The sequence below is a fragment of the Streptomyces sp. SAI-170 genome (genome assembly GCF_049739565.1).
Taxonomy (GTDB): domain Bacteria; phylum Actinomycetota; class Actinomycetes; order Streptomycetales; family Streptomycetaceae; genus Streptomyces.
In genome coordinates this window covers 3982851-4006291 of the sequence record NZ_JBMGQD010000001.1, presented here as the reverse complement: position 1 = coordinate 4006291, position 23441 = coordinate 3982851, and the positions used below count along the sequence as shown (strand labels likewise).

General features: G+C 70.8%; 17 protein-coding genes and 1 pseudogene. 9 read left to right on the top strand and 9 right to left on the bottom strand.

What is annotated here, in order from left to right; all coding sequences use genetic code 11:
• Positions 1–34 precede the first annotated feature (34 nt).
• The gene (locus tag RKD23_RS17875) at positions 35–1321 is read right to left on the bottom strand and encodes an FG-GAP repeat domain-containing protein (RefSeq protein ID WP_424854568.1); all 1287 of its coding nucleotides are present in this window, start codon (positions 1319–1321) and stop codon (positions 35–37) included.
• 253 nt (positions 1322–1574) lie between these two features.
• The gene (locus tag RKD23_RS17870; protein WP_424854567.1) at positions 1575–3857 is read right to left on the bottom strand and encodes a heterodisulfide reductase-related iron-sulfur binding cluster; all 2283 of its coding nucleotides are present in this window, start codon (positions 3855–3857) and stop codon (positions 1575–1577) included.
• Positions 3858–4096: 239 nt separating this feature from the next.
• On the opposite strand from RKD23_RS17870, the gene RKD23_RS17865 reads away from it, so the two are divergent.
• The 5 genes from RKD23_RS17865 (at position 4097) to RKD23_RS17845 (ending at position 9429) form a co-directional block, all read left to right on the top strand.
• Positions 4097–5119 carry an MraY family glycosyltransferase gene (locus RKD23_RS17865; protein ID WP_424858266.1) on the top strand — a complete coding sequence of 341 codons (1023 nt, stop codon included), beginning with the start codon at positions 4097–4099 and terminating at the stop codon, positions 5117–5119.
• Positions 5120–5213: 94 nt separating this feature from the next.
• Positions 5214–7055, top strand: a complete 1842-nt coding sequence (gene dnaK, locus RKD23_RS17860) for a molecular chaperone DnaK (RefSeq protein ID WP_424854566.1) — start codon at positions 5214–5216, stop codon at positions 7053–7055.
• Positions 7052–7711, top strand: a complete 660-nt coding sequence (gene grpE, locus RKD23_RS17855; RefSeq protein ID WP_424854565.1) for a nucleotide exchange factor GrpE — start codon at positions 7052–7054, stop codon at positions 7709–7711. The genes dnaK and grpE overlap by 4 nt, the downstream gene beginning before the upstream one ends.
• 66 nt (positions 7712–7777) lie before the next feature.
• Positions 7778–8956 (top strand): molecular chaperone DnaJ, encoded by a 1179-nt coding sequence (dnaJ, locus tag RKD23_RS17850; protein WP_424854564.1) that lies wholly within the window; start codon positions 7778–7780, stop codon positions 8954–8956.
• A gap of 5 nt (positions 8957–8961) precedes the next feature.
• Complete coding sequence (locus RKD23_RS17845) at positions 8962–9429, top strand: heat shock protein transcriptional repressor HspR (protein ID WP_404037493.1); 468 nt, start codon at positions 8962–8964, stop codon at positions 9427–9429.
• 67 nt (positions 9430–9496) lie between these two features.
• Here RKD23_RS17845 and RKD23_RS17840 read toward each other — a convergent pair whose 3' ends face one another.
• Complete coding sequence (locus RKD23_RS17840; protein WP_424854563.1) at positions 9497–10753, bottom strand: hypothetical protein; 1257 nt, start codon at positions 10751–10753, stop codon at positions 9497–9499.
• Between the two features lie 193 nt (positions 10754–10946).
• The gene (locus RKD23_RS17835) at positions 10947–12962 is read right to left on the bottom strand and encodes a PA14 domain-containing protein (RefSeq protein ID WP_424854562.1); all 2016 of its coding nucleotides are present in this window, start codon (positions 12960–12962) and stop codon (positions 10947–10949) included.
• A gap of 242 nt (positions 12963–13204) precedes the next feature.
• Here RKD23_RS17835 and RKD23_RS17830 point away from each other — a divergent pair, with 242 nt between their 5' ends.
• Positions 13205–14308, top strand: coding sequence for a sugar ABC transporter substrate-binding protein (locus RKD23_RS17830; protein ID WP_424854561.1), 1104 nt, complete (start codon positions 13205–13207; stop codon positions 14306–14308).
• Positions 14309–14323: 15 nt separating this feature from the next.
• Here RKD23_RS17830 and RKD23_RS17825 read toward each other — a convergent pair whose 3' ends face one another.
• Positions 14324–15040, bottom strand: coding sequence for a helix-turn-helix transcriptional regulator (locus tag RKD23_RS17825; RefSeq protein WP_424854560.1), 717 nt, complete (start codon positions 15038–15040; stop codon positions 14324–14326).
• A gap of 426 nt (positions 15041–15466) precedes the next feature.
• On the opposite strand from RKD23_RS17825, the gene RKD23_RS17820 reads away from it, so the two are divergent.
• The gene (locus RKD23_RS17820) at positions 15467–16507 is read left to right on the top strand and encodes a LuxR C-terminal-related transcriptional regulator (protein ID WP_424854559.1); all 1041 of its coding nucleotides are present in this window, start codon (positions 15467–15469) and stop codon (positions 16505–16507) included.
• Here RKD23_RS17820 and RKD23_RS17815 read toward each other — a convergent pair.
• From RKD23_RS17815 to RKD23_RS17805, 3 genes are read right to left on the bottom strand one after another with little or no spacing between them, the layout of a single operon-like run.
• The gene (locus RKD23_RS17815; protein WP_424854558.1) at positions 16470–17462 is read right to left on the bottom strand and encodes a LuxR C-terminal-related transcriptional regulator; all 993 of its coding nucleotides are present in this window, start codon (positions 17460–17462) and stop codon (positions 16470–16472) included. The two genes, RKD23_RS17820 and RKD23_RS17815, sit on opposite strands and share 38 nt — an antisense overlap.
• Complete coding sequence (locus RKD23_RS17810) at positions 17459–18439, bottom strand: response regulator transcription factor (protein ID WP_424854557.1); 981 nt, start codon at positions 18437–18439, stop codon at positions 17459–17461. Before RKD23_RS17810 ends, RKD23_RS17815 begins: the two co-directional genes overlap by 4 nt.
• Positions 18440–19450: a helix-turn-helix transcriptional regulator gene (locus RKD23_RS17805; RefSeq protein WP_424854556.1), complete on the bottom strand. Its 1011-nt coding sequence runs from the start codon at positions 19448–19450 to the stop codon at positions 18440–18442.
• Between the two features lie 291 nt (positions 19451–19741).
• On the opposite strand from RKD23_RS17805, the gene RKD23_RS17800 reads away from it, so the two are divergent.
• A complete protein-coding gene (locus tag RKD23_RS17800) occupies positions 19742–20080 on the top strand; it encodes a hypothetical protein (RefSeq protein WP_399643313.1) in 339 nt (112 codons plus the stop codon).
• 156 nt (positions 20081–20236) lie between these two features.
• Here RKD23_RS17800 and RKD23_RS17795 read toward each other — a convergent pair whose 3' ends face one another.
• The gene (locus RKD23_RS17795; protein WP_424854555.1) at positions 20237–20674 is read right to left on the bottom strand and encodes a pyridoxamine 5'-phosphate oxidase family protein; all 438 of its coding nucleotides are present in this window, start codon (positions 20672–20674) and stop codon (positions 20237–20239) included.
• A gap of 143 nt (positions 20675–20817) precedes the next feature.
• Here RKD23_RS17795 and clpB point away from each other — a divergent pair.
• Positions 20818–23416, top strand: a pseudogene (clpB, locus tag RKD23_RS17790) (ATP-dependent chaperone ClpB).
• Positions 23417–23441 lie beyond the last annotated feature (25 nt).

Here is a 23441-nt window from a genome sequence, read left to right as displayed (position 1 = left end):
GGGTTGTACGGCAGTTCGAGAGACCCGTGGGGTTTCAGTCGCCCAGGAAGTCGTCCGTCGAGAACGTCACCGCCGGCGTGGTCGCGATCACGCCTCCCTCGACCCCCGCGTACACGGCGACGGTGTCCTTCGTCTCGCCGAGATACGTCCGTACCGCCAGGTCGGCGAGCCCGTCCCCGTCGAAGTCCGCCGCCGCGAGGACCCGCGAGGTGCCGTGGGCGGTGGCCTCGACGGTGAACAGGTCCTCGGGCGAGGGTCCCGTCGTACGGCCGTGGAAGACGCGGATTCCCGAGCCGCTGGAGACGAGTTCGCTCAGCCCGTCGCCGTCGAAGTCGGCCGTGTCCAGGAGGGAGCCGCCCGCGTCGAGGGTGCCGGGGTCGGCGGCCGGCAGGTCGTAGCGCAGGGACGTCTCGGCGACACCGCCGACGGCCGCGTCCAGGTCGGCGCCGCGGCCGAGACGGCCCAGGGCCACGTCGAGGCCCCGGGGCAGGGCCGCGCCGGTGCGGGCGGGGCCGGTGGGGCCGCCGAGGACGAGCGTGGCCGTGGCGGGGCCCTCGGCGGCCCGGACGACCAGGTCGTCGTAGCCGTCGCGGTCGACGTCGGCGACCGGACCAGTGGGCAGGTTGCCGGGCGAGGGCAGCGGTGCCCCGGCCGCACGCGGGGCGCCCTTGCGGGTGAAGGGGCCGCGCAGGAAGCTCAGTTGCCGGTCCGAGGCGTGGACGACGAGGTCATGGGAGTCGTCGCCGTCGAAGTCGCCGCACACGGGCTGGTCGGGCCAGTCGTTCCCGGCGCGCGCGGCCGCGGGGATGACGAGCTTGACGGCCTTGCCGGTCAGCCCCTGGGGCGAGCCGAAGAGGATCTGCAGCGGCACCGGAGGCTGTCCCTGCCCGTCGAAGGGCGGGTCGGTGGAGACGACCAGGTCGGTGAAGCCGTCCGCGTCCAGGTCGCAGCTCGCCTCGGCGTCGAACACGTTGGGCAGCTCGCCGTCGGTCGGGGCGGCGTTGCGTGCCGGGCTCAGCAGCTGCCGGGCGCCCGGGGTGAGGCCCTGCGGGCCGCCGTAGACGATGCCGATGCCGGCGTCGTCGCTGTGCGCCTGCGCCTTGACCAGGTCGTTGAGGACGAGGTCGCGCCGGCCGTCGCCGTTGAAGTCGTCCGCGGTCTTGCTGCCCTTGCCGCGGGGGACGGGGAGCTTGGCGGGGGCCTGGGCGGCCTTCAGGGAAGCGCTCTCCCGTGCCGGCTCGGCGTCGTCGGCCGTGGGCCCGCACGCGGCCAGCAGCAGGAGACAGCCGACGGCCGCCATGCCCGTCCCGGGGGTTCGCATCGGCACCGTCCACCTTGTCCGCACCGTCGACAACGACTCAGTAGTGAAGCATGCGTTCGCAGGGGGCGACAGCCCAGGGCCGGGACGGTGGGGGGTGGTTGCCGACGTCCTCGGGCTGCGGGCCGTCGTGGGTTGCTCGCGCCCACGCGGCGGAGCCGCATATCGATACAGCCCCGCGCCCCTGGGGCGACGCCCCCGAACGCCGACGCCCCCCGCCCGTCGAGGGCAGGGGGCGTCGAAAAGGCCGTACGGGTTACTTCACCGGCTCCGGCTCGTTCTCGCTCTCCGACTCCGTCGAGTCCTCCGGGTCGACCGGGGTCTTGACCGAGTCCAGCAGGAGCTGGGCGACGTCGACGACCTGGATGGACTCCTTGGCCTTGCCCTCGTTCTTCTTGCCGTTGACCGAGTCGGTCAGCATGACGAGGCAGAAGGGGCAGGCGGTGGAGACGATGTCCGGGTTCACGGACAGGGCCTCGTCGACGCGCTCGTTGTTGATGCGCTTGCCGATGCGCTCTTCCATCCACATGCGCGCGCCGCCGGCGCCGCAGCAGAAGCCGCGCTCCTTGTGGCGGTGCATCTCCTCGTTGCGCACGCCCGGGACGGCGGCGATGATCTCGCGCGGAGGCGTGTAGATCTTGTTGTGGCGGCCCAGGTAGCAGGGGTCGTGGTAGGTGATGATGCCCTCGACCGGGGTCACCGGGACCAGCTTGCCCTCGTCGACGAGGTGCTGGAGCAGCTGGGTGTGGTGGATGACCTCGTAGTCGCCGCCGAGCTGCGGGTACTCGTTGCCGAGCGTGTTGAGGCAGTGCGGGCAGGTGGCGACGATCTTCTTGGCCGACTTCGGCTTCGCCGACTCGGGCACGACCTTGCCGTCCTCGTCCATCTCCTCGCCGAAGGCGGCGTTGAGGGACATGACGTTCTCCATGCCGAGCTCCTGGAACAGGGGCTCGTTGCCGAGGCGGCGGGCGGAGTCACCGGTGCACTTCTCGTCGCCGCCCATGATCGCGAACTTGACGCCCGCGATGTGCAGCAGCTCGGCGAAGGCCTTGGTGGTCTTCTTCGCGCGGTCCTCCAGGGCGCCGGCGCAGCCGACCCAGTAGAGGTACTCGACCTCGGAGAGGTCCTCGATGTCCTTGCCGACGACCGGCACCTCGAAGTCGACTTCCTTCAGCCACTCCAGGCGCTGCTTCTTGGCCAGGCCCCAGGGGTTGCCCTTCTTCTCCAGGTTCTTGAGCATCGTGCCCGCCTCGGACGGGAACGCGGACTCGATCATCACCTGGTAGCGGCGCATGTCGACGATGTGGTCGATGTGCTCGATGTCCACCGGGCACTGCTCGACGCAGGCGCCGCAGGTGGTGCAGGACCACAGGACGTCCGGGTCGATGACGCCGTTCTCCTCGGCGGTGCCGATCAGCGGGCGCTCGGCCTCGGCCAGCGCCGCCGCGGGCACCTTGGCGAGCTGCTCCTCGGACGCCTTCTCCTCGCCCTCCATCGTCTTGCCGCCGCCCGCGAGCAGGTACGGCGCCTTGGCGTGGGCGTGGTCGCGCAGCGACATGATCAGCAGCTTCGGGGAGAGCGGCTTGCCCGTGTTCCAGGCGGGGCACTGCGACTGGCAGCGGCCGCACTCGGTGCAGGTGGAGAAGTCGAGGATGCCCTTCCAGGAGAACTGCTCGACCTGGGAGACACCGAAGACGTCGTCGTCGCCCGGGTCGGCGAAATCGATCGGCTTGCCGCCGGAGGTCATCGGCAGCAGGGCGCCCAGCGAGGTCTCACCGTCGGCGTTGCGCTTGAACCAGATGTTCGGGAAGCCGAGGAAGCGGTGCCAGGCCACACCCATGTCGGTCTTCAGCGAGACCGTGATCATCCAGATGAAGGACGCCGCGATCTTCAGGCCCGCGAACAGGTAGGTGAGGTTCTGGAGGGTGGACAGGTCCATCCCCTCCAGCGCCGAGACGACCGGGTACGAGATGAAGAACGAGGCCTCGTAGCCGTCGACGTGGTGCTGCGCGCCCTCGAGCGCGTGCAGCATGAAGATGCAGACGCCGACGATCAGGATGATCGTCTCGACGAAGTACGCCTGGCCCGTGTTGGAGCCCGCGAACCGGGACTTGCGGCCCGGGCGGTCCGGCCGGGACAGCTGGCGGATCGCGATCAGCACGAGGATGCCGACGACCGTCATGGTGCCGATGAACTCGACGAAGACGTTGTACGGCGCCCACTCGCCGATGACCGGCAGCAGCCAGTCGGCCTGGAAGAGCTGGCCGACGGCGTTCACGATGGTCAGCAGCAGCGTGTAGAAGCCGATCGCCACGAACCAGTGCGCGATGCCGACGATGCCCCAGCGGTTCATCCGGGTGTGGCCGAGGAACTCCTTGGCCACGGTGATCGTGCGCAGCACGGGGTCGTTGGTCCTCGCACCGGCCGGGAGCGGCTGGCCGAGCATCACGAAGCGGAAGATCTGAAGGACGGCACGGCCGAACAGGGCGACGCCGACCGCCATCAGGACCATCGACACGATGATCGCGGCGAGTTGCATTTCGGGGCTCCTCGGGCCTGCGAGGGGTTCTTCGGTGAGGTTCGGTGAGATTACTAAGCGGTAACTTATGCAGTCCTCTGAGACTACCCGTATCCCTTGTCGCACTGTAGTCAGGCGCTCGGTGATCTGCGTCGCTGAGGCACCCCTCAGTGACGCGCGGCGACGGCACGCCGACTCGATGCGCCATTCGTACCAAATCATGACATTCGCCTTAACTTGGTGCCGTGCCTCTCAGTGCCGTGCTCTATGGGACCGCCGCGGCCACCGCCGCCCTGCTGTCCGCCGCCCTCCTGGCGGCCCTGCTGCGCACCCCTGCGCTCAGAGCCGGCCTGGTCGACCGGCGCCGCCGCACCCGGGCCGTGCCGCTGCTCGGCGGCGTGGCCGTCGCCGTCACGGCCGGCGCGGTCGCCTGGACCGGGGAGCTCCTCGGGGCCGCCCCGCTGGACGCCGAGACGAGACGCCTGCTCGTGGCCGGTGCGGCGGTGGCCGCGCTCGGGTTGGCCGCCGACATCTGGCGGCTGCGCACCCGCTTCCTCCTCGCCGGTACGGCGGTGGCGGCCGCGTGCGTCGTGCCGTACGAGATCACCGGCGTGGCGGGCGGGGTCCTCGCGGCGCTGTGGGTCGTCGTCGTCACGGTCGGCTTCCGGGCGCTGGACCACGCCGACGGGCTGGTCGGCACGGCCGGGGTGGTGACCGCCCTCGGGGTCGGGGTGTGCGCGGCCGTGGAGGTGCTGGACGGGCTCGCGGTGCTGATGAGCGTGCTCGCGGCCGCGATGGGCGGGTTCCTGATGCAGGGCCGGCGGCCCGCGCGGATCGCGCTCGGGGCGTGCGGCTCGCTGTTCGCCGGGTTCCTGCTCGGCGGGGCGGCCGTCCTCACGCGCGCGGGGCACGATCCGGCCGTCTCCGCCGGGGTGCTGCTCGCCCTGGGGGCGCCGGCCGTCGCGGACGTGCTGCTGGTGGTGGCGGCGCGGCGGCTGGCCGGGCGGGCCCTGCTGCGCGGCGGCCCCGACCATCTCGCGCACCGGCTGCGCCGGCTCGGGCTCGCCCCGCGCGGAGTGAGCGTCGTGCTGGGCACCTCGGCCGCCGCGAGCGTGTCCGTCGGGGTCCTCGTGCACACCGGCTCCCTGGGGGCGACGGCCCTGTTCTGGGTGGCCGGCGGGGTGCTGGGCGTCGTACTCGCGCTGCTTCTGTTGACGTCTTCCGCGTCACATCGGCGGGCATCGCCGCAGGTCACAGGGCAGTTGCGTGTAAGGAACGGATAAGAGTTGAGTCTGCTCGGCTCAGGTCTGTTGACCGGGCGGGACGGGTCATGCACACTTGAGTCCGTTCCACTCAAGTCAGCTGGAGGAATCAACCATGGCACGTGCGGTCGGCATCGACCTGGGCACGACTAACTCCGTCGTCAGCGTTCTCGAAGGCGGCGAGCCCACCGTCATCACCAACGCCGAGGGTGCCAGGACCACGCCGTCCGTCGTCGCCTTCGCCAAGAACGGCGAGGTGCTGGTCGGTGAGGTCGCCAAGCGCCAGGCGGTGACCAACGTGGACCGGACCATCCGTTCCGTGAAGCGTCACATGGGCACCGACTGGAAGATCGAGCTCGACGGGAAGCCCTTCAACCCGCAGCAGATCTCCGCCTTCATTCTCCAGAAGCTGAAGCGCGACGCCGAGGCCTACCTGGGCGAGAAGGTGACCGACGCGGTCATCACCGTCCCGGCGTACTTCAACGACTCCGAGCGTCAGGCGACGAAGGAGGCCGGCGAGATCGCGGGCCTGAACGTCCTGCGCATCGTCAACGAGCCGACCGCCGCGGCGCTGGCGTACGGCCTCGACAAGGACGACCAGACGATCCTCGTCTTCGACCTCGGTGGCGGCACCTTCGACGTGTCCCTGCTGGAGATCGGCGACGGCGTCGTCGAGGTGAAGGCCACCAACGGCGACAACCACCTCGGTGGTGACGACTGGGACCAGCGCGTCGTCGACTACCTGGTCAAGCAGTTCCAGTCCGGCCACGGCGTGGACCTGTCCAAGGACAAGATGGCCCTCCAGCGCCTCCGCGAGGCCGCCGAGAAGGCCAAGATCGAGCTGTCCTCCTCCACCGAGACCTCGATCAACCTGCCCTACATCACCGCCTCCGCCGAGGGCCCCCTGCACCTCGACGAGAAGCTCACCCGCGCCCAGTTCCAGCAGCTGACCGCGGACCTGCTGGAGCGCTGCAAGACGCCGTTCCACAACGTCATCAAGGACGCCGGCATCGCCCTCGGCGAGATCGACCACGTCGTCCTCGTCGGCGGCTCCACCCGTATGCCCGCCGTCGCCGAGCTCGTCAAGGAGCTGACCGGCGGCAAGGAGGCCAACAAGGGTGTGAACCCGGACGAGGTCGTCGCCATCGGCGCCTCGCTCCAGGCCGGTGTCCTCAAGGGTGAGGTCAAGGACGTCCTGCTCCTCGACGTGACCCCGCTGTCCCTCGGTATCGAGACCAAGGGCGGCATCATGACCAAGCTCATCGAGCGCAACACCACGATCCCGACCAAGCGGTCCGAGATCTTCACGACGGCCGAGGACAACCAGCCGTCGGTGCAGATCCAGGTCTACCAGGGCGAGCGCGAGATCGCGGCGTACAACAAGAAGCTCGGCATGTTCGAGCTGACCGGTCTGCCCCCGGCGCCGCGCGGCGTCCCGCAGATCGAGGTCTCCTTCGACATCGACGCCAACGGCATCATGCACGTGACCGCGAAGGACCTGGGCACGGGCAAGGAGCAGAAGATGACCGTCACCGGCGGCTCCTCGCTGCCGAAGGACGAGGTCGACCGCATGCGCGAGGAGGCCGAGCGCTACGCGGAGGAGGACCACAAGCGCCGCGAGGCCGCCGAGACCCGCAACCAGGGCGAGCAGCTCGTCTACCAGACCGAGAAGTTCCTCAAGGACAACGAGGACAAGGTCCCGGGCGACGTCAAGGCCGAGGTCGAGGAGGCGCTCTCCGAGCTGAAGGAGACCCTCAAGGGCGAGGACACGGCTGAGATCCGCACCGCCACGGAGAAGGTCGCGGCCGTCTCCCAGAAGCTGGGCCAGGCCCTGTACGCCGACGCCCAGGCCGCGCAGGCCGCGGGTGACGCGCCCGGCGCCGAGCAGCCCAAGGCCGACGACGATGTCGTCGACGCCGAGATCGTCGACGACGAGCGCAAGGACGGTGCCGCGTGACGGAGGAGACCCCGGGCTTCGAGGAGAAGCCCGACGTCCCCTCCGGCGCCACCCCTGACGACGCCGAGCCGAAGGCCGCCTCCCCCTCTTCGGAGGAGGGGGCGGCCCCGGCCGGGGACGGAGCAGCAGACGCCGGTCTGGTCGCCCAGCTGGACCAGGTCCGCACGGCGCTCGGTGAGCGCACCGCGGACCTCCAGCGGCTCCAGGCCGAGTACCAGAACTACCGCCGCCGCGTCGAGCGTGACCGGATCGCGGTCAAGGAGATCGCCATCGCGAACCTCCTGACCGAGCTTCTGCCGGTGCTCGACGACATCGGCCGCGCGCGGGAGCACGGCGAGCTCGTCGGCGGCTTCAAGTCCGTCGCGGAGTCGCTGGAGACCGTCGCCGCGAAGATGGGCCTGCAGCAGTTCGGCAAGGAGGGCGAGCCCTTCGACCCGACGATCCACGAGGCCCTGATGCACTCCTACGCGCCGGACGTCACGGAGACGACCTGCGTCGCGATCCTCCAGCCGGGGTATCGCATCGGAGAGCGCACCATCCGCCCCGCGCGGGTGGCGGTCGCCGAGCCGCAGCCGGGCGCGCAGACGGTCAAGGCCGAAGGGGCCGACGAGAAGCCGGCCGGCGACGAGAAGGACGACAGCTCTGAAGAGGGCTGACGAATCCCGTGGGACCGGATCCCATGGGACCGGATCCCAAGTGACCGGAAAGGAGGGACGTCGGGGATGAGCACCAAGGACTTCATCGAGAAGGACTACTACAAGGTCCTCGGCGTCCCCAAGGACGCCACCGAGGCCGAGATCAAGAAGGCGTACCGGAAGCTCGCCCGCGAGTTCCACCCGGACGCCAACAAGGGCAACGCCAAGGCCGAGGAGCGGTTCAAGGAGATCTCCGAGGCGAACGACGTCCTCGGCGACCCCAAGAAGCGCAAGGAGTACGACGACGCCCGCGCGCTCTTCGGCAACGGCGGCTTCCGCCCGGGTCCGGGCGCGGGCGCCGGCTCGTTCAACTTCGACCTGGGCGACCTCTTCGGAGGCGGCGCCCAGGGCGGGGGAGCCGGTGGCTTCGGCGGTGGCTTCGGCGACGTCCTCGGGGGACTGTTCAACCGGGGCGGTGCCGCCGGCACCCGCACCCAGCCCAAGCGCGGCCAGGACATCGAGTCCGAGGTCACGCTGAGCTTCACCGAGGCCATCGAGGGCGCGACCGTCCCGCTGCGGATGTCCTCCCAGGCCCCCTGCAAGGCCTGCTCCGGCACCGGCGACAAGAACGGCACGCCGCGCGTGTGCCCGACCTGCGTCGGCACCGGCCAGGTGGCCAGGGGCTCGGGCGGCGGCTTCTCCCTCACCGACCCCTGCCCCGACTGCAAGGGCCGCGGTCTGATCGCGGAGAACCCCTGCGACGTCTGCATGGGCAGCGGCCGCGCCAAGTCCTCGCGCACCATGCAGGTCCGCATCCCCGCCGGAGTCTCCGACGGCCAGCGGATCCGGCTGCGCGGCAAGGGCGCGCCCGGGGAGCGCGGCGGCCCGGCCGGCGACCTCTATGTCGTCGTCCATGTCGGCGAGCACCCCGTCTTCGGCCGCAAGGGCGACAACCTGACCGTGACCGTGCCGGTGACGTATCCCGAGGCGGCGCTCGGCGGCGAGGTCCGGGTGCCCACCCTGGGCGGCCCGGCCGTCACCCTGAAGCTGCCGCCGGGCACCCCCAACGGCCGCACCATGCGGGCCCGCGGCAAGGGCGCGGTCCGCAAGGACGGCACCCGCGGCGATCTGCTGATCACCGTCGAGGTGAGTGTCCCGGCGGAGTTGTCGGAGAAGGCTCGTGACGCGCTCCAGGCGTATCGCGAGGCGACCGCGGGCGAGGTCGACCCGCGGGCGGAGCTGTTCGAGGCCGCGAAGGGAGCCTGAGTCGGATGGACGGCCGTCGTCCCCGCCCCCGCGGGGGTTTCTCACCCTATGAGTTGACCGACGAGACCCCGGTCTACGTCATCTCGGTGGCGGCTCAGCTGTCTGGCCTGCACCCGCAGACGCTGCGCCAGTACGACCGCCTCGGCCTGGTCTCCCCGGACCGCACGGCCGGGCGGGGCCGCCGCTACTCGGCCCGTGACATCGAGCTGCTCCGCCAGGTGCAGCAGCTGTCGCAGGACGAGGGCATCAACCTGGCCGGCATCAAGCGGATCATCGAACTGGAGAACCAGGTCGCCGCGCTCCAGGCCCGGGTCGCCGAAATGCAGGACGCCCTCGACGGGGCGGCGGCGGCCATGCGCCAGCGCGAGGCCGCGGTGCACGCCTCGTACCGGCGCGATCTGGTGCCGTACCAGGAGGTGCAGCAGACCAGCGCGCTGGTGGTGTGGCGGCCGAAGCGGCAGCCGGGGGACTGACGTTCCCCGACATACGGGAAGGGCCCGGAGGTTCGAGTGAACCTCCGGGCCCTTCCCGTACGGGCGGTCAGACGGTGGTGGCGCGGCGGCGGCGCTTGCCGAGCGCGGCGACACCGAAGCCGACGGCGAGCAGGACGCCCGCGACGGTGGCGTACAGGCCGGCACCGGAGCCGGTGGAGGCGAGCGAGCCGGAGGCGGTCGCGGAGCCGGAGGTGCCGCCGCTCGTGCCGGCCGCGGCGGTGGTGGACGCGGAGGCGGCCGGGGTCGCGGTGGAGCCGGCGGAGGCGGACGCCGACGGAGTGGCGGACGGGGTGGCCGACGGCTGCGTGGACGGCGTCGCGGACGGCGAGCCGGTGGCGGCCTGGGCGGGCAGGACCTTGGCGTCGGCCAGGGAGTCGATGAACAGCTCACCCTCCATGAAGTGCAGCGCGTGCAGCCGCACCCAGGTCTCCTTCTCGACCTCGGAGTCCTCGTCCAGCGAGAGGAACAGCTTCAGGGAGTCGGTGTCCCCGCCGGTGTTGAAGCCCTTCGCGAGCGGGGGCAGCTCGAAGTGGTTCGGGCTGGACTCCAGCATCTGCACGGTCTTGCCGTCGATCTCGGCCTCCAGGGCGAAGTCCATGCCCGGCAGGGCGTCGACCACCAGGCCGCGGTCGATGTCGTCGGGGAACTCGCCCGGACCGGTGGTGCGGGTGGTCAGCGACATCGGAGCGCGCTCACCCGGGTGCAGCCGGACACCGGCCGTCGGGTCCAGCCGCACGTCGATCGTGCCGGGCTTGATCGCCGGGTCCGTCTTGAACACCACGGTGTTGCGGGCCGGGTCGGCGGTGACGTTGCTGCGCAGGCTCTGCGCGGTGAGCGTGAAGTCACCGTCGTTGGTGGGGTACTTGGCGCCGAGACCGAAGGTCACCTTCCAGGTGAACTCCTCGTGGGCCGGGACGGAGAAGGAGCCGGAGGCGTCCCCGGAGGCCGGGAAGAACAGGCCCTGCCACTGGCCGTCCTGGCGGCCCACCCGGGACTTGGTGGCCGGGGCGTCGAGCGCGGCGACGTCGAAGACGACCGAGTCGTTCAGCATCGGGCTCGGGCCGTCGGCCTCGCCGTTCAGCGCGGCCTGGAAGTCCTGTGCCGTGTCGGAGGAGTTGGTGACCGTGAGGGTCATCGTCCGGGTCTCGCCACCGCGCTTGACCGTGCTGTCCGGGACGGGCGCGCCGAGCGTCATCGTCAGCGGCTTGGTGCTCGTCCCCTCGGCGGCGATCGCGGTCGCCGGGAGGAAGGCGGAACCGGCGAGGGAGGCGACGAGGATGGCGGCGGCGAGACGAGCGGACATGGTGGAGTCCCCCAGGGAATCAACAGATGAGGCAGAGACGAGAGATGAGGTGCCCCGCCAGCGACCGGCTCTCGGATTCTTCCGAGTCCCCCCGGCGGCCTGCGGTGCACCTATCTTCACTCTTCTTTCATCCTTGATCCATCGGTACATCGTCACTGCTTCGCAACAGCGCCGGAAGACCGAATTCCGCAGGTCAGGCGGGCGGTGTCGCGACCGACTCCCAGCGGGTGTAGGTCTCCGAACCGTCCGCGGCCACGGCCGAGACGACGTAGTGGCTCGTAGTGCCGCGCAGGGTGTCCGGGTCGGTCCACGTCGAGGTGCCCGCGGACAGGGGCCGCTGGGTCACCAGGACCCAGTCCTCGGTGGCGCGGTCCCAGCGGCGGACGTTGAAGCCGGCCGCCTCGCAGGTGCCGGAGGAGCAGGACCACTCCAGCTCGGCCTGGCCTGAGGTGTTCGCCGAGACCGTCAGGGTCCGGTCGTAGGTGTAGCCCGGGTTCCAGGTCGGGTAGAGGTAGTACTCGTTGATCTCCTCATGGGCGACCGCCGCCCAATCCCCCTGTGCGGCCAGGGAGTTGCCGTCCACGTCCACCGCGTCGACGTAGTACGTCCAGGACTGGTCGTCGACGACCTGGACGTCGGCGTACTCGGTGGTGCCCGGGGCGACGGTGGCGATGCGCTCGGGCGTGCCGGTCGGGGGCATGCCGGGGTACTCCTGCAGGACCCGGTAGACGTCGTACGCGGCGAGGTCGGCGGCGGGGCTCGCGTCCCAGCGCAGGACCGTGCCGTACTCGGTGCCCGTGAGGGCGAGGCCGGTCACGGCCGGCGGCGGGGTGGCGTCGGCGCGGGTGGTGCTGCCCGTCTGCGAGGCCTCGGACTCACGGCCCTGGGCGTCGACCGTGTGGACGCGGTAGGAGTACGCCGTGCCGACCTCGGCGGTGGTGTCGGTGCAGGCGTACCGCGGGTGCGGGTCGTCCGGGACGCTGATCAGGGCGGGCGCGCAGGTGACCGGCTCGGGCGTGCCGGAGCCGGCCCAGCGGTAGACACGGAACGCGTCGGGGCCGTTCGCGGGCGAGGTCCAGGAGACCTCGATGCCGTCGGCGGCGCTGCGTACGCCGTCCAGGTGCGGCACCGCGAGCGGGCGGCTGAACTCCAGCACCGGGGAGGTGGCGGTGTTCCCGGCGGCGTCGGCGGCGGTGACGCGGTAGTACGAGGTCTCGCCGTAGGGCGCCGTCGCGTCGCGGTAGGCGGGCGTGTCGACCGTGGCGATCCTGGTGAACTCGCCGGTGGGGGAGGAGGCCCGCTCCACGCCGTACGACACGGCGTCCGGGTCGCTGCCCCACTCCAGGCCGACGCCCGTCCAGTTGTCGTGGCCGGCGATCGGAGCCGTCAGGTTCGGGGCGGTCCGGTCGGCGGTGGTGACGGCCGCGGCGGTGCTGCCCGCCGACTCGTTGCCGGCCCGGTCCACGGCCCGCACCTCATAGGCGTACGAGGCTCCCGTGGCCGGAAGTTCCTCCGCGAACGACGTCTCGGTCAGCAGGGCGGGGCCGCTGACCAGGGCGGCCTCGGCCGCGCCCGGGTCGCGCCGGTAGACGCGGTAGCCGGCGAGGTCCATCTCCCGGTTCGGCGCCCAGGTCAGTCCGGCGCGGCCCGACGTCTCGTCGTACGACGAGACCGTCCCGGTCGGCGCGAGCGGCGTGACCCGGTCGGTGCCCGGCGAAGTCGCCGGGGTGTAGGCGAACTTGACGCTCGCGGGGCCGGTCCAGTTGACGTAGTCGACGCGGAGGGTGTGCTCGCCCGCGGGGACGTTCAGGTCGACCGTGCCGGAGACCGTGGAGCGGGTGTCCTTCCACAGGTCGATCCGGCGCTCGCCGTCGAGGTAGACGCGGATGCCGTCCTGGCCGGAGGCGGTGAGGGCGAAGGGGCCGCCGGAGCCGAAGTCGCGCGTCAGGGTCCAGCGGACGCCGAAATGGTTGCGCCGCAGGCCCGCCGGGGCGCCCCGGCCCCAGTCCTCGTCGACAGCGTCGTCACAGTCGGTGCTCTGCGGGGTGCCGGAGAAGGCGGTGTTCGCGAAGACCTCCCGGGTGAACTCCGGCGCGGCGCAGCCGGTGGAGGCGGAGGCGGGCGCGGCGACGACGGCCAGCAGACCGCCGGTGGTGGCCAGCACCACCGCGGTCGCGGCGGCGGCGGTGGAGCGTCTGGGTCGGTACATGGGGTCCTCTCTCAGAACAGCTGTCGTGATCACGACTCGTGGAGAAAGGGATTGGTTGTGCAGGGGAGTTGTGACTGGTTGTGCAGGTGTTTCGCTGTGTCTTCACGTACTGAACGGAATGTGATGTTGTCATCTCGTTAAGTGATAAGCCTTGACGCTGCAGTGCCGTGCCGCGTTGTCTTTTCAGTCACCTGGGCGTGATGTAGCGCCCATGTCCGCAACGCAATGAAGTGAGCCCCCGAATGCGTCGTATCGCCATATCCGTGGTCGCGTCCACGCTGACCCTCTCCCTCGCCGGCTGCGGCGTGCTCGGAGCCACGGGGGACGGCGGTGGCGCGAGCCCGACGAAGGGCAACGACATCACGGTGGGTCTGCTGCTGCCGGAGAAGAAGAACTCCCGGTACGAGAAGTTCGACTACCCCATCATCCGGGACAAGGTCGCCTCTCTCACCCGTAACCAGGGCAAGGTGACCTACGCCAACGCCGAGCAGGACGCGGACAAGCAGGAGGGCCAGCTCGAGAAGATGGTCGCCGACGGTGTCGACGTCATCCTGCTGGACGCCGTCGACGCCAAGGCGATCGCGGGAGCCGTGCAGCGCGCCAAGGACGCCGGCATCCCGGTCATCGCCTACGACCGGCTGGCCGAGGGCCCGATCGACGCGTACATCTCCTTCGACAACGAGCTGGTCGGCGAGGTGCAGGGCCGTACCCTGCTGGACGCCCTGCCCAATGCCGACTCGTCCGACAAGATCGTCATGATGAACGGCTCGCCGACCGACCCGAACGCCAAGCAGTTCAAGGACGGCGCCCTGGCGGAGCTCACCGGCAAGGTGACGATCGCCAAGACCTACGACACCGAGGACTGGGACCCGAAGAACGCCGAGGCCAACATGGCCGAGGCGATCGAGGCGATCGGCGCGGACAACATCGTCGCTGTCTACTCCGCCAACGACGCCATGGCCGGCGGCATCATCAAGGCCCTGGAGGCGGCGGGCGTCACCAAGCTGCCGCCCATCACCGGCCAGGACGCCGAACTGGACGCCGTGCAGCGGGTCGTCTCCGGCGACCAGTACATGAGCGTGTACAAGTCCTACCCGGCCGAGGCCGAGGCCGCGGCCGAGATGGCCGTCGCCCGGGTCCAGGGCCGTGACATCCAGTTCGACGCCCTCACGCGCGACAAGGTCGACAGCCCCACCAACGAGGACATCCCGGCGCAGCTCGTCAGCGTGGTCGCGCTGACGCAGGAGAACATCGCCGAGACGGTCGTGGCCGACGGTATCTACAAGGTGTCCGACATCTGCACGGCCAAGCTCGCGGACGACTGCGACGAGATCGGCCTCAAGTAGGGCCGGCCGACCCGGTCACGGCCGGGTCGTCGCGTACTCCCGGGCGTCGGGGTGCTCCAGCGCGGCGGCCGGGAGGTCCGGCGGGCGCGCCTGGCCCTGTGCCTGCGCCTGGGCCTGCCACAGGACACGGGCGGCCTGGATGCGGTTGCGCACGCCCAGCTTGGCGTAGATGGCGCGGATGTGGTCCTTCACGGTGTGCCCGCTGATGCCCAGCCGGCCGGCCACCGCCGCGTTGGACGCGCCTTCGGCGAGCAGCTCCAGGATCTCCCGCTCACGGCGGCTGAGGGCGTTCAGCAGCGTCCGCGCGGCCGCCGCCTCCTCGGCGAACCGTCCGGGCCGTACGAAGGTGTCCACCAGGGTTGCGGCGGGGGCCGGGGCGAGGGCGACGCTGCCGGCCGCCGCGGCCCGTACCGCCCAGGGCAGATGACGGACGGTGTCGGCGCGCAGCAGGATGCCGCGCACGTCATGGCGTAACAGCAGGCGAGTGGCCTGCTCCGATAAGCGGCTCACCAGCACGATGCGCGCCGGCCCCGGGCCGGGGTGGGAACGCACCGCTCTCAGCGCGTCCTCGGGGCTGTCGTGGCTGGCGACGAGGACGTCCGGGCGGCTCCCGCGTACCACGTACGGGGCCTGTTCCGGCCGCCCCTCGCCGACGACCCAGAGGCTGCCGTCGTCCTCCAGGACCTGCCGTACCCCCGCGCGTTCCAGCGACTTGTGTCCGAGGATGCCCACACGTATCACGGTCTGTCTTCCTCTCCGGTCAAGCGGCGGTTCTCTGCAGCGCTCTTTGGGGGGTGACGGCTCCGGCGTCGGGTGCGATGGTTCCGCGGCCCGGCGGCGGTCCGTGGCACGCACGGTCACGTTCGGTCGTACGGGGCCGTGCGCGGCCGTGCGCTGTCGTGCACAGGAGCAGGGCGCGAGCGCTCGGCGTGCGCCGGTTCGCGTGCGGCGCTGACACCTGTGCGTCGCCCAGCTTGCACAGTGCGTACAAAACGTCGCTACCTTCAGCTTGTTGCACGAGGACGATGCGGGGGCCGGGAGAAACCGGACACAACTGCCCTTTTCTTACCCCTGGTCGGGGGGAGGCGTGTTGCGGGAGCCGGTCCGGGCCGCGCATAGTTGCGCTGCGAGAGGCGGGAGTCGGGGGTGGGATGGGCGATGGCCGGGCACGGGACGGAGCAGCACCCTCATGGTGCCGACCGGCTGTGCGAGATCGGCGACCGGGTGTACTCCCGGGCCGTACGGCGCGGCAGGGTGACCCGCACGGACGCCGCGCAGGCCCCGTGCCTGCTCGACCTGGCCCTGCTGCACCCGGACCCCGACGACATGGACTGGCTGGTGCCGACCGCGCCCCAGGAGGTCATGACCCGGCTGCTGCGCGGCGTCTACGACGAGGTCAGCGCGAGCCAGCGGCGGGTGGGCGCGGCCGTGGCCGCGGTGGAGCGGTACGCGGGCCTGGGCGGCGGCGGGCAGCCCGCGGCGGGCGGTGAAGGCAGCGCGATCCGGGTGCTGGACGGGCCGGCCCGCATCCAGGCGGCCCTGGACGAGGCGACCGACGCGTGCACGTCCGAGGTGCTCACCGTGCAGCCCGGCGGCATCCGGCGCGAGCACGAACTGACCGAGGGCCTGCACCGGGCGCTGGCGCTGCGCTCCCGCGGGGTGCGGATGCGGGACCTGTACAACCATGTCGCCCGGCACGGACAGGGCCTGTTGCACTATCTGGAGTTGATGGGCGACGCCGTCGAGGCACGCACCCTCGACGAGGTCATCGAGCGGCTCATCCTCTTCGACCGCACGGTCGCCTTCATCCCCGCCAACGCCGACCGCACGGTTGCCCTGGAGCTGCGCCATCCGGGCCTCGTGGCCTATCTGGCGACGGTCTTCGAGCGGCTGTGGCGGGCGGCGATCCCGCTGACCGCGGCGATCCCGGAGCCCCGCATCGAGGGCATCTCGCACCGCGAGCAGTCCATCGCCGCGCTGCTGGCCGAGGGCCACCAGGACGCGGTCATCGCCGAGCGGCTCGGCATCAGCGTGCGCACCTGCCGGGCCCATATCGCCCGGCTGTCGGAGACCCTGGGCGCCGCCAGCCGTACCCAACTGGGCGTCCGTATCGCCCAGGTCGGCCTGGACGCCCCGGCGCCCGACGCCGCCCCGGCCGGGCTCAGCCTTCCCGGTCAAGAATCCCCGAGCGTGCGATGAGGTAGCCGAGCTGGGCGCGGCTGTCGCTGCCGAGGGTGGCGGCTAGCTTGGCGATGTGGACGCGCGCGGTGCGGATGTTCATGCCGAGCCGGTCCGCGATGACGGCGTCCGTGTGCCCCTCGACGAGCAGGGCGGCGATGGCGCGCTGCCGCGGGGTGATCCCGTCGAGGGTGGGCTGCTGCACGGCCTGCGGGTACATGGGCGTGGCCAGCCGCCACAACCGGTCGAAGGCGGTGGCGAGATAGTCGACGAGGGCCGGTACGCGCACCTCCAGCGCGAGGCTCCCGTCCTTGTCCCCGGGGATGAAGGCGACGGCCCGGTCGACGACGATCAGCCGGCCGGTGATCTCGTCCAGCGTCCGCGCCTCGGCGTCCCCGCGCAGCTGTTCGTACCGCGCGGCGACGAGCGGCATGTGCCGCTGGGTGTGCTGGTACAGCGTCCTGATCCGCAGCCCCCGGTCCAGCAGCTCCTGATCGCGGGCGAGGGCCACGGCCTGCGCCCGCTCCCCGCGCGAGCTGCTGTAGTTGCTGTTCGGCTGCACGCACAGCACCTCGCCCGTCGCGTCGGTCATCGCCTCCGTGATGGCCCGGTTGATCCGCTCGGTCCCGCTGAGCACGGTGACGGCCGGGATCTCCGCCGGCGCCGTCCGCCGTCCGTCCAGCCGCATGAGCGGCTCGAACACCTCCGCCAGCCGCGCCTCGCGCCGCCGCTGCTCGGCGATCGCCTGCGCGGTGGAGCGCAACAGCCGGTGCAGCGCGAGCGCGGGGGCGACGGGCTCCAGCCGGTCCGGGTCGGTCACGGCCGGATGCAGCAGCCCGTGGTCGATCAGACAGGGCGCCGCCGTCTCGGCGTCCGCCCGGTGCAGGTGTCCCTCCCGCAGGGCCTGCTCGTAGAGCTGCGTGCCGGGAGGGCACAACTCGTCGACACCGTGGTCCGGATGGGGCGCGGGGGTCACGTGAGTGCTCCCTCCTGGTCGAGGATGCCCGAGCGCGCGATCAGATACCCGAGCTGGGCCCGGCTGTCACTGCCGAGGGTGGCGGCGAGCTTGGCGATGTGGATGCGGGCGGTACGGATGTTCATCCCCAGCCGTTCCGCGATCACGGCGTCCGTGTGCCCCTCGACGAGCAGCGCCGCGATGGCTCTCTGCCGGGGCGTGATCCCGTTGAGGGTGGGCTGCTGGACGGCTTCGGGGTACATGGGGGTGGCCAGGCGCCAGAGGCGGTCGAAGGTGGTGGCCAGGTAGTCGACCAGGGCCGGGATGCGGACCTTCATGGCCATGGTGCGCTCGGGGTTGGCGGGCAGGAAGGCGACCGTGCGGTCGACGAGGATGAGCCGGTCGGTGATCTCGTCGAGCGTGCGGGCCTGGGTGTCGCCGCGAAGTTGCTCGTACCGGGCGGCGATGATCGAGCGATGGCGCCCTGTGTGCTGGTAGAGGGTACGGATCCGGCCACCCCGGTCCAGGAAGTCCTGGTCTCGGCGCAGGGAGGCCTGGGAGTAGCGGGGTGTGTAGCCGCTGACGTGTGGCTGCACGCACAGAAGCTCGGTGGCCGCCTCGTCCATGGCGGTGGTGATGGCCTGGTTGATCTGGGGCAGGCCACTGAAGAACTCGATCTCCGACGGGGCCGCGTCCGAGTGCTCGCCGTACCGCATGAGGGGCTCGAACACCTCGATCAACCGCGCCTCGCGGTGCCGTTGCCCGACGACGGCCTGCGCGGTGGAGCGCAGCAGGCTGTGCAGGGCGAGGGCCGGGGCGACCGGCTCCAGCCGCTCGGGATCGGTGACGGCCGGGCTCAGCAGCCCGAGGTCGAGCAGGCAGGGGGCGGTTTCGGTGGCCAGGGCACTCACCGCCCCCTCCCGCAGCGCTCGGGCGTAGAGCTGCCGGCCCTGCTCACACAGTTCGTCCGCGCGGTGTGTGTGACCTTCGGCCGACATTCAGTGGTCCCGTTCCAGAATCCCCGACTGGGCTATGAGGAAGCCGAGTTGGGCCCGGCTCCCGCTGCCCAGGGCCGTGGCCAGCTTGGCGATGTGTGCGCGGCAGGTGCGCACGTTCATGCCGAGCCGCCGTGCGATGGCCTCGTCGACATGTCCCTCCACCAGGAGCTTGGCGATGGAGTACTGGATGTCGGTGATGCCGTCGGGGTCGGTCTCGTAGGGAGTGCCGGCCTGTAGGGGGACCGCTCGGCCCCACATGAACTCGAAGACCTTGACGAGGTAGCGGACCAGGCCGGGGTGGCGCAGCTCCAGGGCGACCTGGCGGTCGTCGCTGATGGGGATGAAGGCGACGGACTCGTCGCAGATGACGAGGCGTTCGACCAGTTCGTCGATCGTGCGGTACTCCACCTTGCCGTTCGCGAACTGGTCGACCCAGGCGAGTCTCTCCGGGTTGTACCGCGCGGTGTGCTGATAGAGAGTCCGGATGCGCACGCCTCGTTCGATCAGGGGCTTGTCCCGCTCCAGTGCTTCGGCGAGCCTGCGCTCCGGGTGGCGGTGGCTGGGCTGGACGGTGAGCACCTCGTTCTGGCACTGCGCCGTCGCCAGATCGAGTGCGGCGTTGATGCGGTCCAGCCCCTCCAGCACGGTGATCGAGTGGGACGATGCCGGCAGCTGGGAGCTGAGCGCCATGAAGGGCTCGAAGAGGTCTGCGAGTTCGACCGAAAGCCGCCTGCGCTCCGTGATCTCCCGTTCAATGGGGTTGAGCCGTTCCGCGAGGGCGAGCGAAGGAGGCACCGGGCGGAGCCAGTTCGGGTCATCGGGGTCGGGGTGGAGCAGCGCGAACTCCATCAGACAAGGGGCGGACTCCACGTCGGCGCGAGCGATGCGTCCCGTGCGCAGCGCGTTCGCGTAAAGACGCCCGCCCTCCTCGCAAAGCTCAGTCACTGCATGGGGATGCGTTGATTTAGTCCGATTAGTCCCCAAAACTCCACCCCCCAGGGTCCTGAACATGCAGGAACATGATGCACCGATTGTGTGGCCATGACGTGCCTGAATGAGCCATCGTCTTATCCGACGGGGGAAGAGGGGACCTTCAAGTGAGGACGAAGCCGACTATGCGTATGAGAATGCTTCGCTCGGTGCTTGTCGCCGCCTTCTCCGCCGTTGTGGCCTTCGGATCTCTGGGTGGCTTCTCCGGCACGAAGGGTGACGTACGGGCGGACACTGCCTGGTCAGTGACTGCCGACGTGGCAGGGAGTGGCGACGTACCCACCGGCGCCGACGACACGGCGTGGAGCTGACATGACAACTCCTCCGGACGACCGCTCCTTCCGCCGCGAAATGGCCACGGCCTACCGCTCCGGCTGGCACTTCATCGACCTGGTCACCGCCCTCCCCCACAACGGTGACTCCCTGATGGTGACCGTCTTCGGTGAACCCGTCGTCGTCACGCGTGACGAGGACGGCGACGTCCGAGCGTACCGATGCCTGCGCCGGCCCCGCGGGGCGCCGCAGCCGGTGCGCTGTGCCATCCGGTACGGAATGATCTTCGTGAACCTCGACCAGCGAGACCACCGGCTGGCGGACACCGAGGCCTCCCCCGGCCCACGGACCATCTCGGCCACCCCCCGCAGTGCCTGACGCGATTCCCCCGTCGTAACAGATCGCCTCAGGTGCTTCCCCCCGCAGCGGCGTCACCGTGACCTGAACACGGTGACGCCGCTGCAGTTTTACGGGACATCTGCCGACATGGCCTGCCATGGCACGCCATCCGCCCGCACCCCGGCATGGCCGGAATCAGCCCCTTCCCAGGGCCCGGGTCAGCTCGATCTCGATCACCACGCGGGACGGGTTAGGGGAGGGCGTGCGCTCGTAGCGCTCGGCGTAGCGGCGGACCGCCTCGGACACCCGGGCCGGGTCCGTGCGGACGAAGGCGCGGCCCTCCAGGGTGGCCCAGCGGCGGCCGTCCACCTGGCACACCGCCACCCGGGCCCCTTCCGCGCCCGCGGCCAGCACATGCCGGGCCTTCGCGCTCGACGCGTTCGTGATCACCCGGGCCAGCCGCGCCTGAGGGTCGTACGTCACGCCGACCGGCACGACGTGCGGGGTGCCGTCCGGGCGCAGGGTCGTCAGGGTGCACAGGTGCCGTTCCCGCCAGAAGGCCAGGTAGGCGGGGTCGGGTACGCCCGGGTCCAGCGCGTGCTTCCTTCTGGGGGCCTGCTCGGTCGTCGTCATGCCCGCGAACCTAACCGCCGGGCGCCTCCCGTCCCTGCCTTGAGTGGAATAGACTCAACTTTGTGTACGTTGCCTGAGTCAGTAGTGGGAGACGTGGCACCGACGGCTGAACCGACGGCTCAAGCAAGGAGGAGAACGCGAACGTGGACGCCGAGCTGACCAACCGGAGCCGGGACGCGATCAACGCGGCCAGCAACCGCGCCGTGACCGAGGGGAATCCGGACCTCACCCCTGTCCATCTGCTCCTGGCTCTGCTCCAGGGACAGGACAACGAGAACATCGTCGACCTGCTCGTGGCCGTCGACGCCGACCTGGCCGCCGTACGCGCCGGTGCCGACAAGGTCGTCGCCGCGCTGCCCAGCGTGACCGGCTCCACCGTGGCGCCGCCGCAGCCCAACCGCGAGCTGCTCGCCGTCATCGCCGACGCCCAGGCACGGGCCAAGGACCTCGGTGACGAGTACCTCTCCACCGAGCACCTGCTCATCGGCATCGCCGCCAAGGGTGGCGCCGCCGGTGAGGTGCTCATCCGGCAGGGGGCCACCCCGAAGAAGCTGCTGGACGCCTTCCAGAAGGCCCGCGGCGGGCGGCGCGTCACCAACGCCGACCCCGAGGGCTCGTACAAGGCGCTGGAGAAGTTCGGCACCGACTTCACCGCCGCCGCCCGCGAGGGCAAGCTGGACCCCGTCATCGGGCGGGACCAGGAGATCCGGCGCGTGGTGCAGGTGCTGTCCCGCCGTACCAAGAACAACCCGGTCCTGATCGGTGAGCCCGGCGTCGGCAAGACCGCCGTCGTCGAGGGGCTCGCCCAGCGGATCGTGAAGGGCGACGTGCCCGAGTCGCTCAAGGACAAGCGGCTCGTCGCGCTCGACCTGGGGGCGATGGTCGCGGGCGCCAAGTACCGCGGTGAGTTCGAGGAGCGGCTGAAGACCGTCCTGGCCGAGATCAAGGACTCGGACGGCCAGATCATCACCTTCATCGACGAGCTGCACACCGTCGTCGGGGCCGGTGCCGGCGGGGACTCAGCCATGGACGCGGGCAACATGCTCAAGCCCATGCTCGCCCGCGGTGAGCTGCGCATGGTCGGCGCCACCACGCTCGACGAGTACCGGGGAGCGGATCGAGAAGGACCCCGCCCTGGAGCGGCGCTTCCAGCAGGTGCTGGTCGCCGAGCCGAGCGTCGAGGACACCATCGCGATCCTGCGTGGCCTGAAGGGGCGCTACGAGGCCCACCACAAGGTGCAGATCGCGGACGCGGCCCTCGTCGCCGCTGCCACCCTCTCCGACCGGTACATCACCTCCCGCTTCCTGCCCGACAAGGCCATCGACCTCGTCGACGAGGCGGCCTCTCGGCTGCGGATGGAGATCGACTCCTCGCCCGTCGAGATCGACGAACTCCAGCGTGCCGTCGACCGGCTGAAGATGGAGGAGCTGGCCCTCAGCAAGGAGACCGACCAGGCCTCCAAGGAGCGGCTGGACAAACTGCGCCGCGACCTCGCGGACAAGGAGGAGGAGCTGCGGGGCCTGACCGCCCGCTGGGAGAAGGAGAAGCAGTCCCTCAACCGGGTCGGTGAGCTGAAGGAGAAGCTCGACGACCTGCGCGGCCAGGCCGAACGCGCCCAGCGCGACGGCGACTTCGACACCGCCTCCAAGCTGCTGTACGGCGAGATCCCGGCGCTGGAGCGCGACCTGGAGGCCGCCTCCGAGGCCGAGGAGGAGGCCGCCCGGGACACCATGGTCAAGGAGGAGGTCGGCTCGGACGACATCGCCGACGTCGTCGCCTCCTGGACCGGCATCCCCGCCGGGCGCCTCCTGGAGGGCGAGACGCAGAAGCTGCTGCGCATGGAGGAGGAGCTGGGCAGGCGGCTGATCGGCCAGACCGAGGCCGTGCAGGCGGTCTCCGACGCCGTACGCCGCTCCCGCGCCGGCATCGCCGACCCGGACCGCCCCACCGGCTCCTTCCTCTTCCTCGGCCCGACCGGCGTCGGCAAGACCGAGCTGGCCAAGGCGCTCGCGGACTTCCTCTTCGACGACGAGCGGGCCATGGTCCGCATCGACATGTCGGAGTACGGCGAGAAGCACACCGTGGCCCGGCTGGTCGGCGCGCCTCCCGGTTACGTCGGCTACGAGGAGGGCGGCCAGCTCACCGAGGCCGTGCGCCGCAGGCCGTACTCCGTGGTGCTGCTGGACGAGGTGGAGAAGGCCCACCCCGAGGTCTTCGACATCCTGCTCCAGGTCCTCGACGACGGCCGGCTCACCGACGGACAGGGCCGTACGGTCGACTTCCGCAACACCATCCTGATCCTCACCTCGAACCTGGGCAGCCAGTTCCTGGTCGAGCCGCTGACCTCCGAGGAGGAGAAGAAGCAGCAGGTCCTGGAGGTCGTGCGGACGTCGTTCAAGCCGGAGTTCCTCAACCGTCTGGACGACCTGGTGGTCTTCTCGGCCCTGTCGAAGGACGAGCTGAGCCGTATCGCCCGGCTCCAGATCGACCGCCTGGCCCGCCGCCTGGCCGAGCGCAGGCTCACCCTGGAGGTCACCGACGAGGCGCTGGCCTGGCTCGCCGACGAGGGCAACGACCCGGCGTACGGCGCCCGGCCCCTGCGCCGGCTCGTCCAGACCGCCATCGGCGACCGCCTCGCCAAGGAGATCCTCGCGGGCGAGATCAAGGACGGCGACACGGTCCGCGTCGACACCTTCGGCGAGGGTCTTCTCGTCGGCCCGGCGACGGGCAAGACCCTCTGAGGACGGGTACTCGATCCCCGCGCGA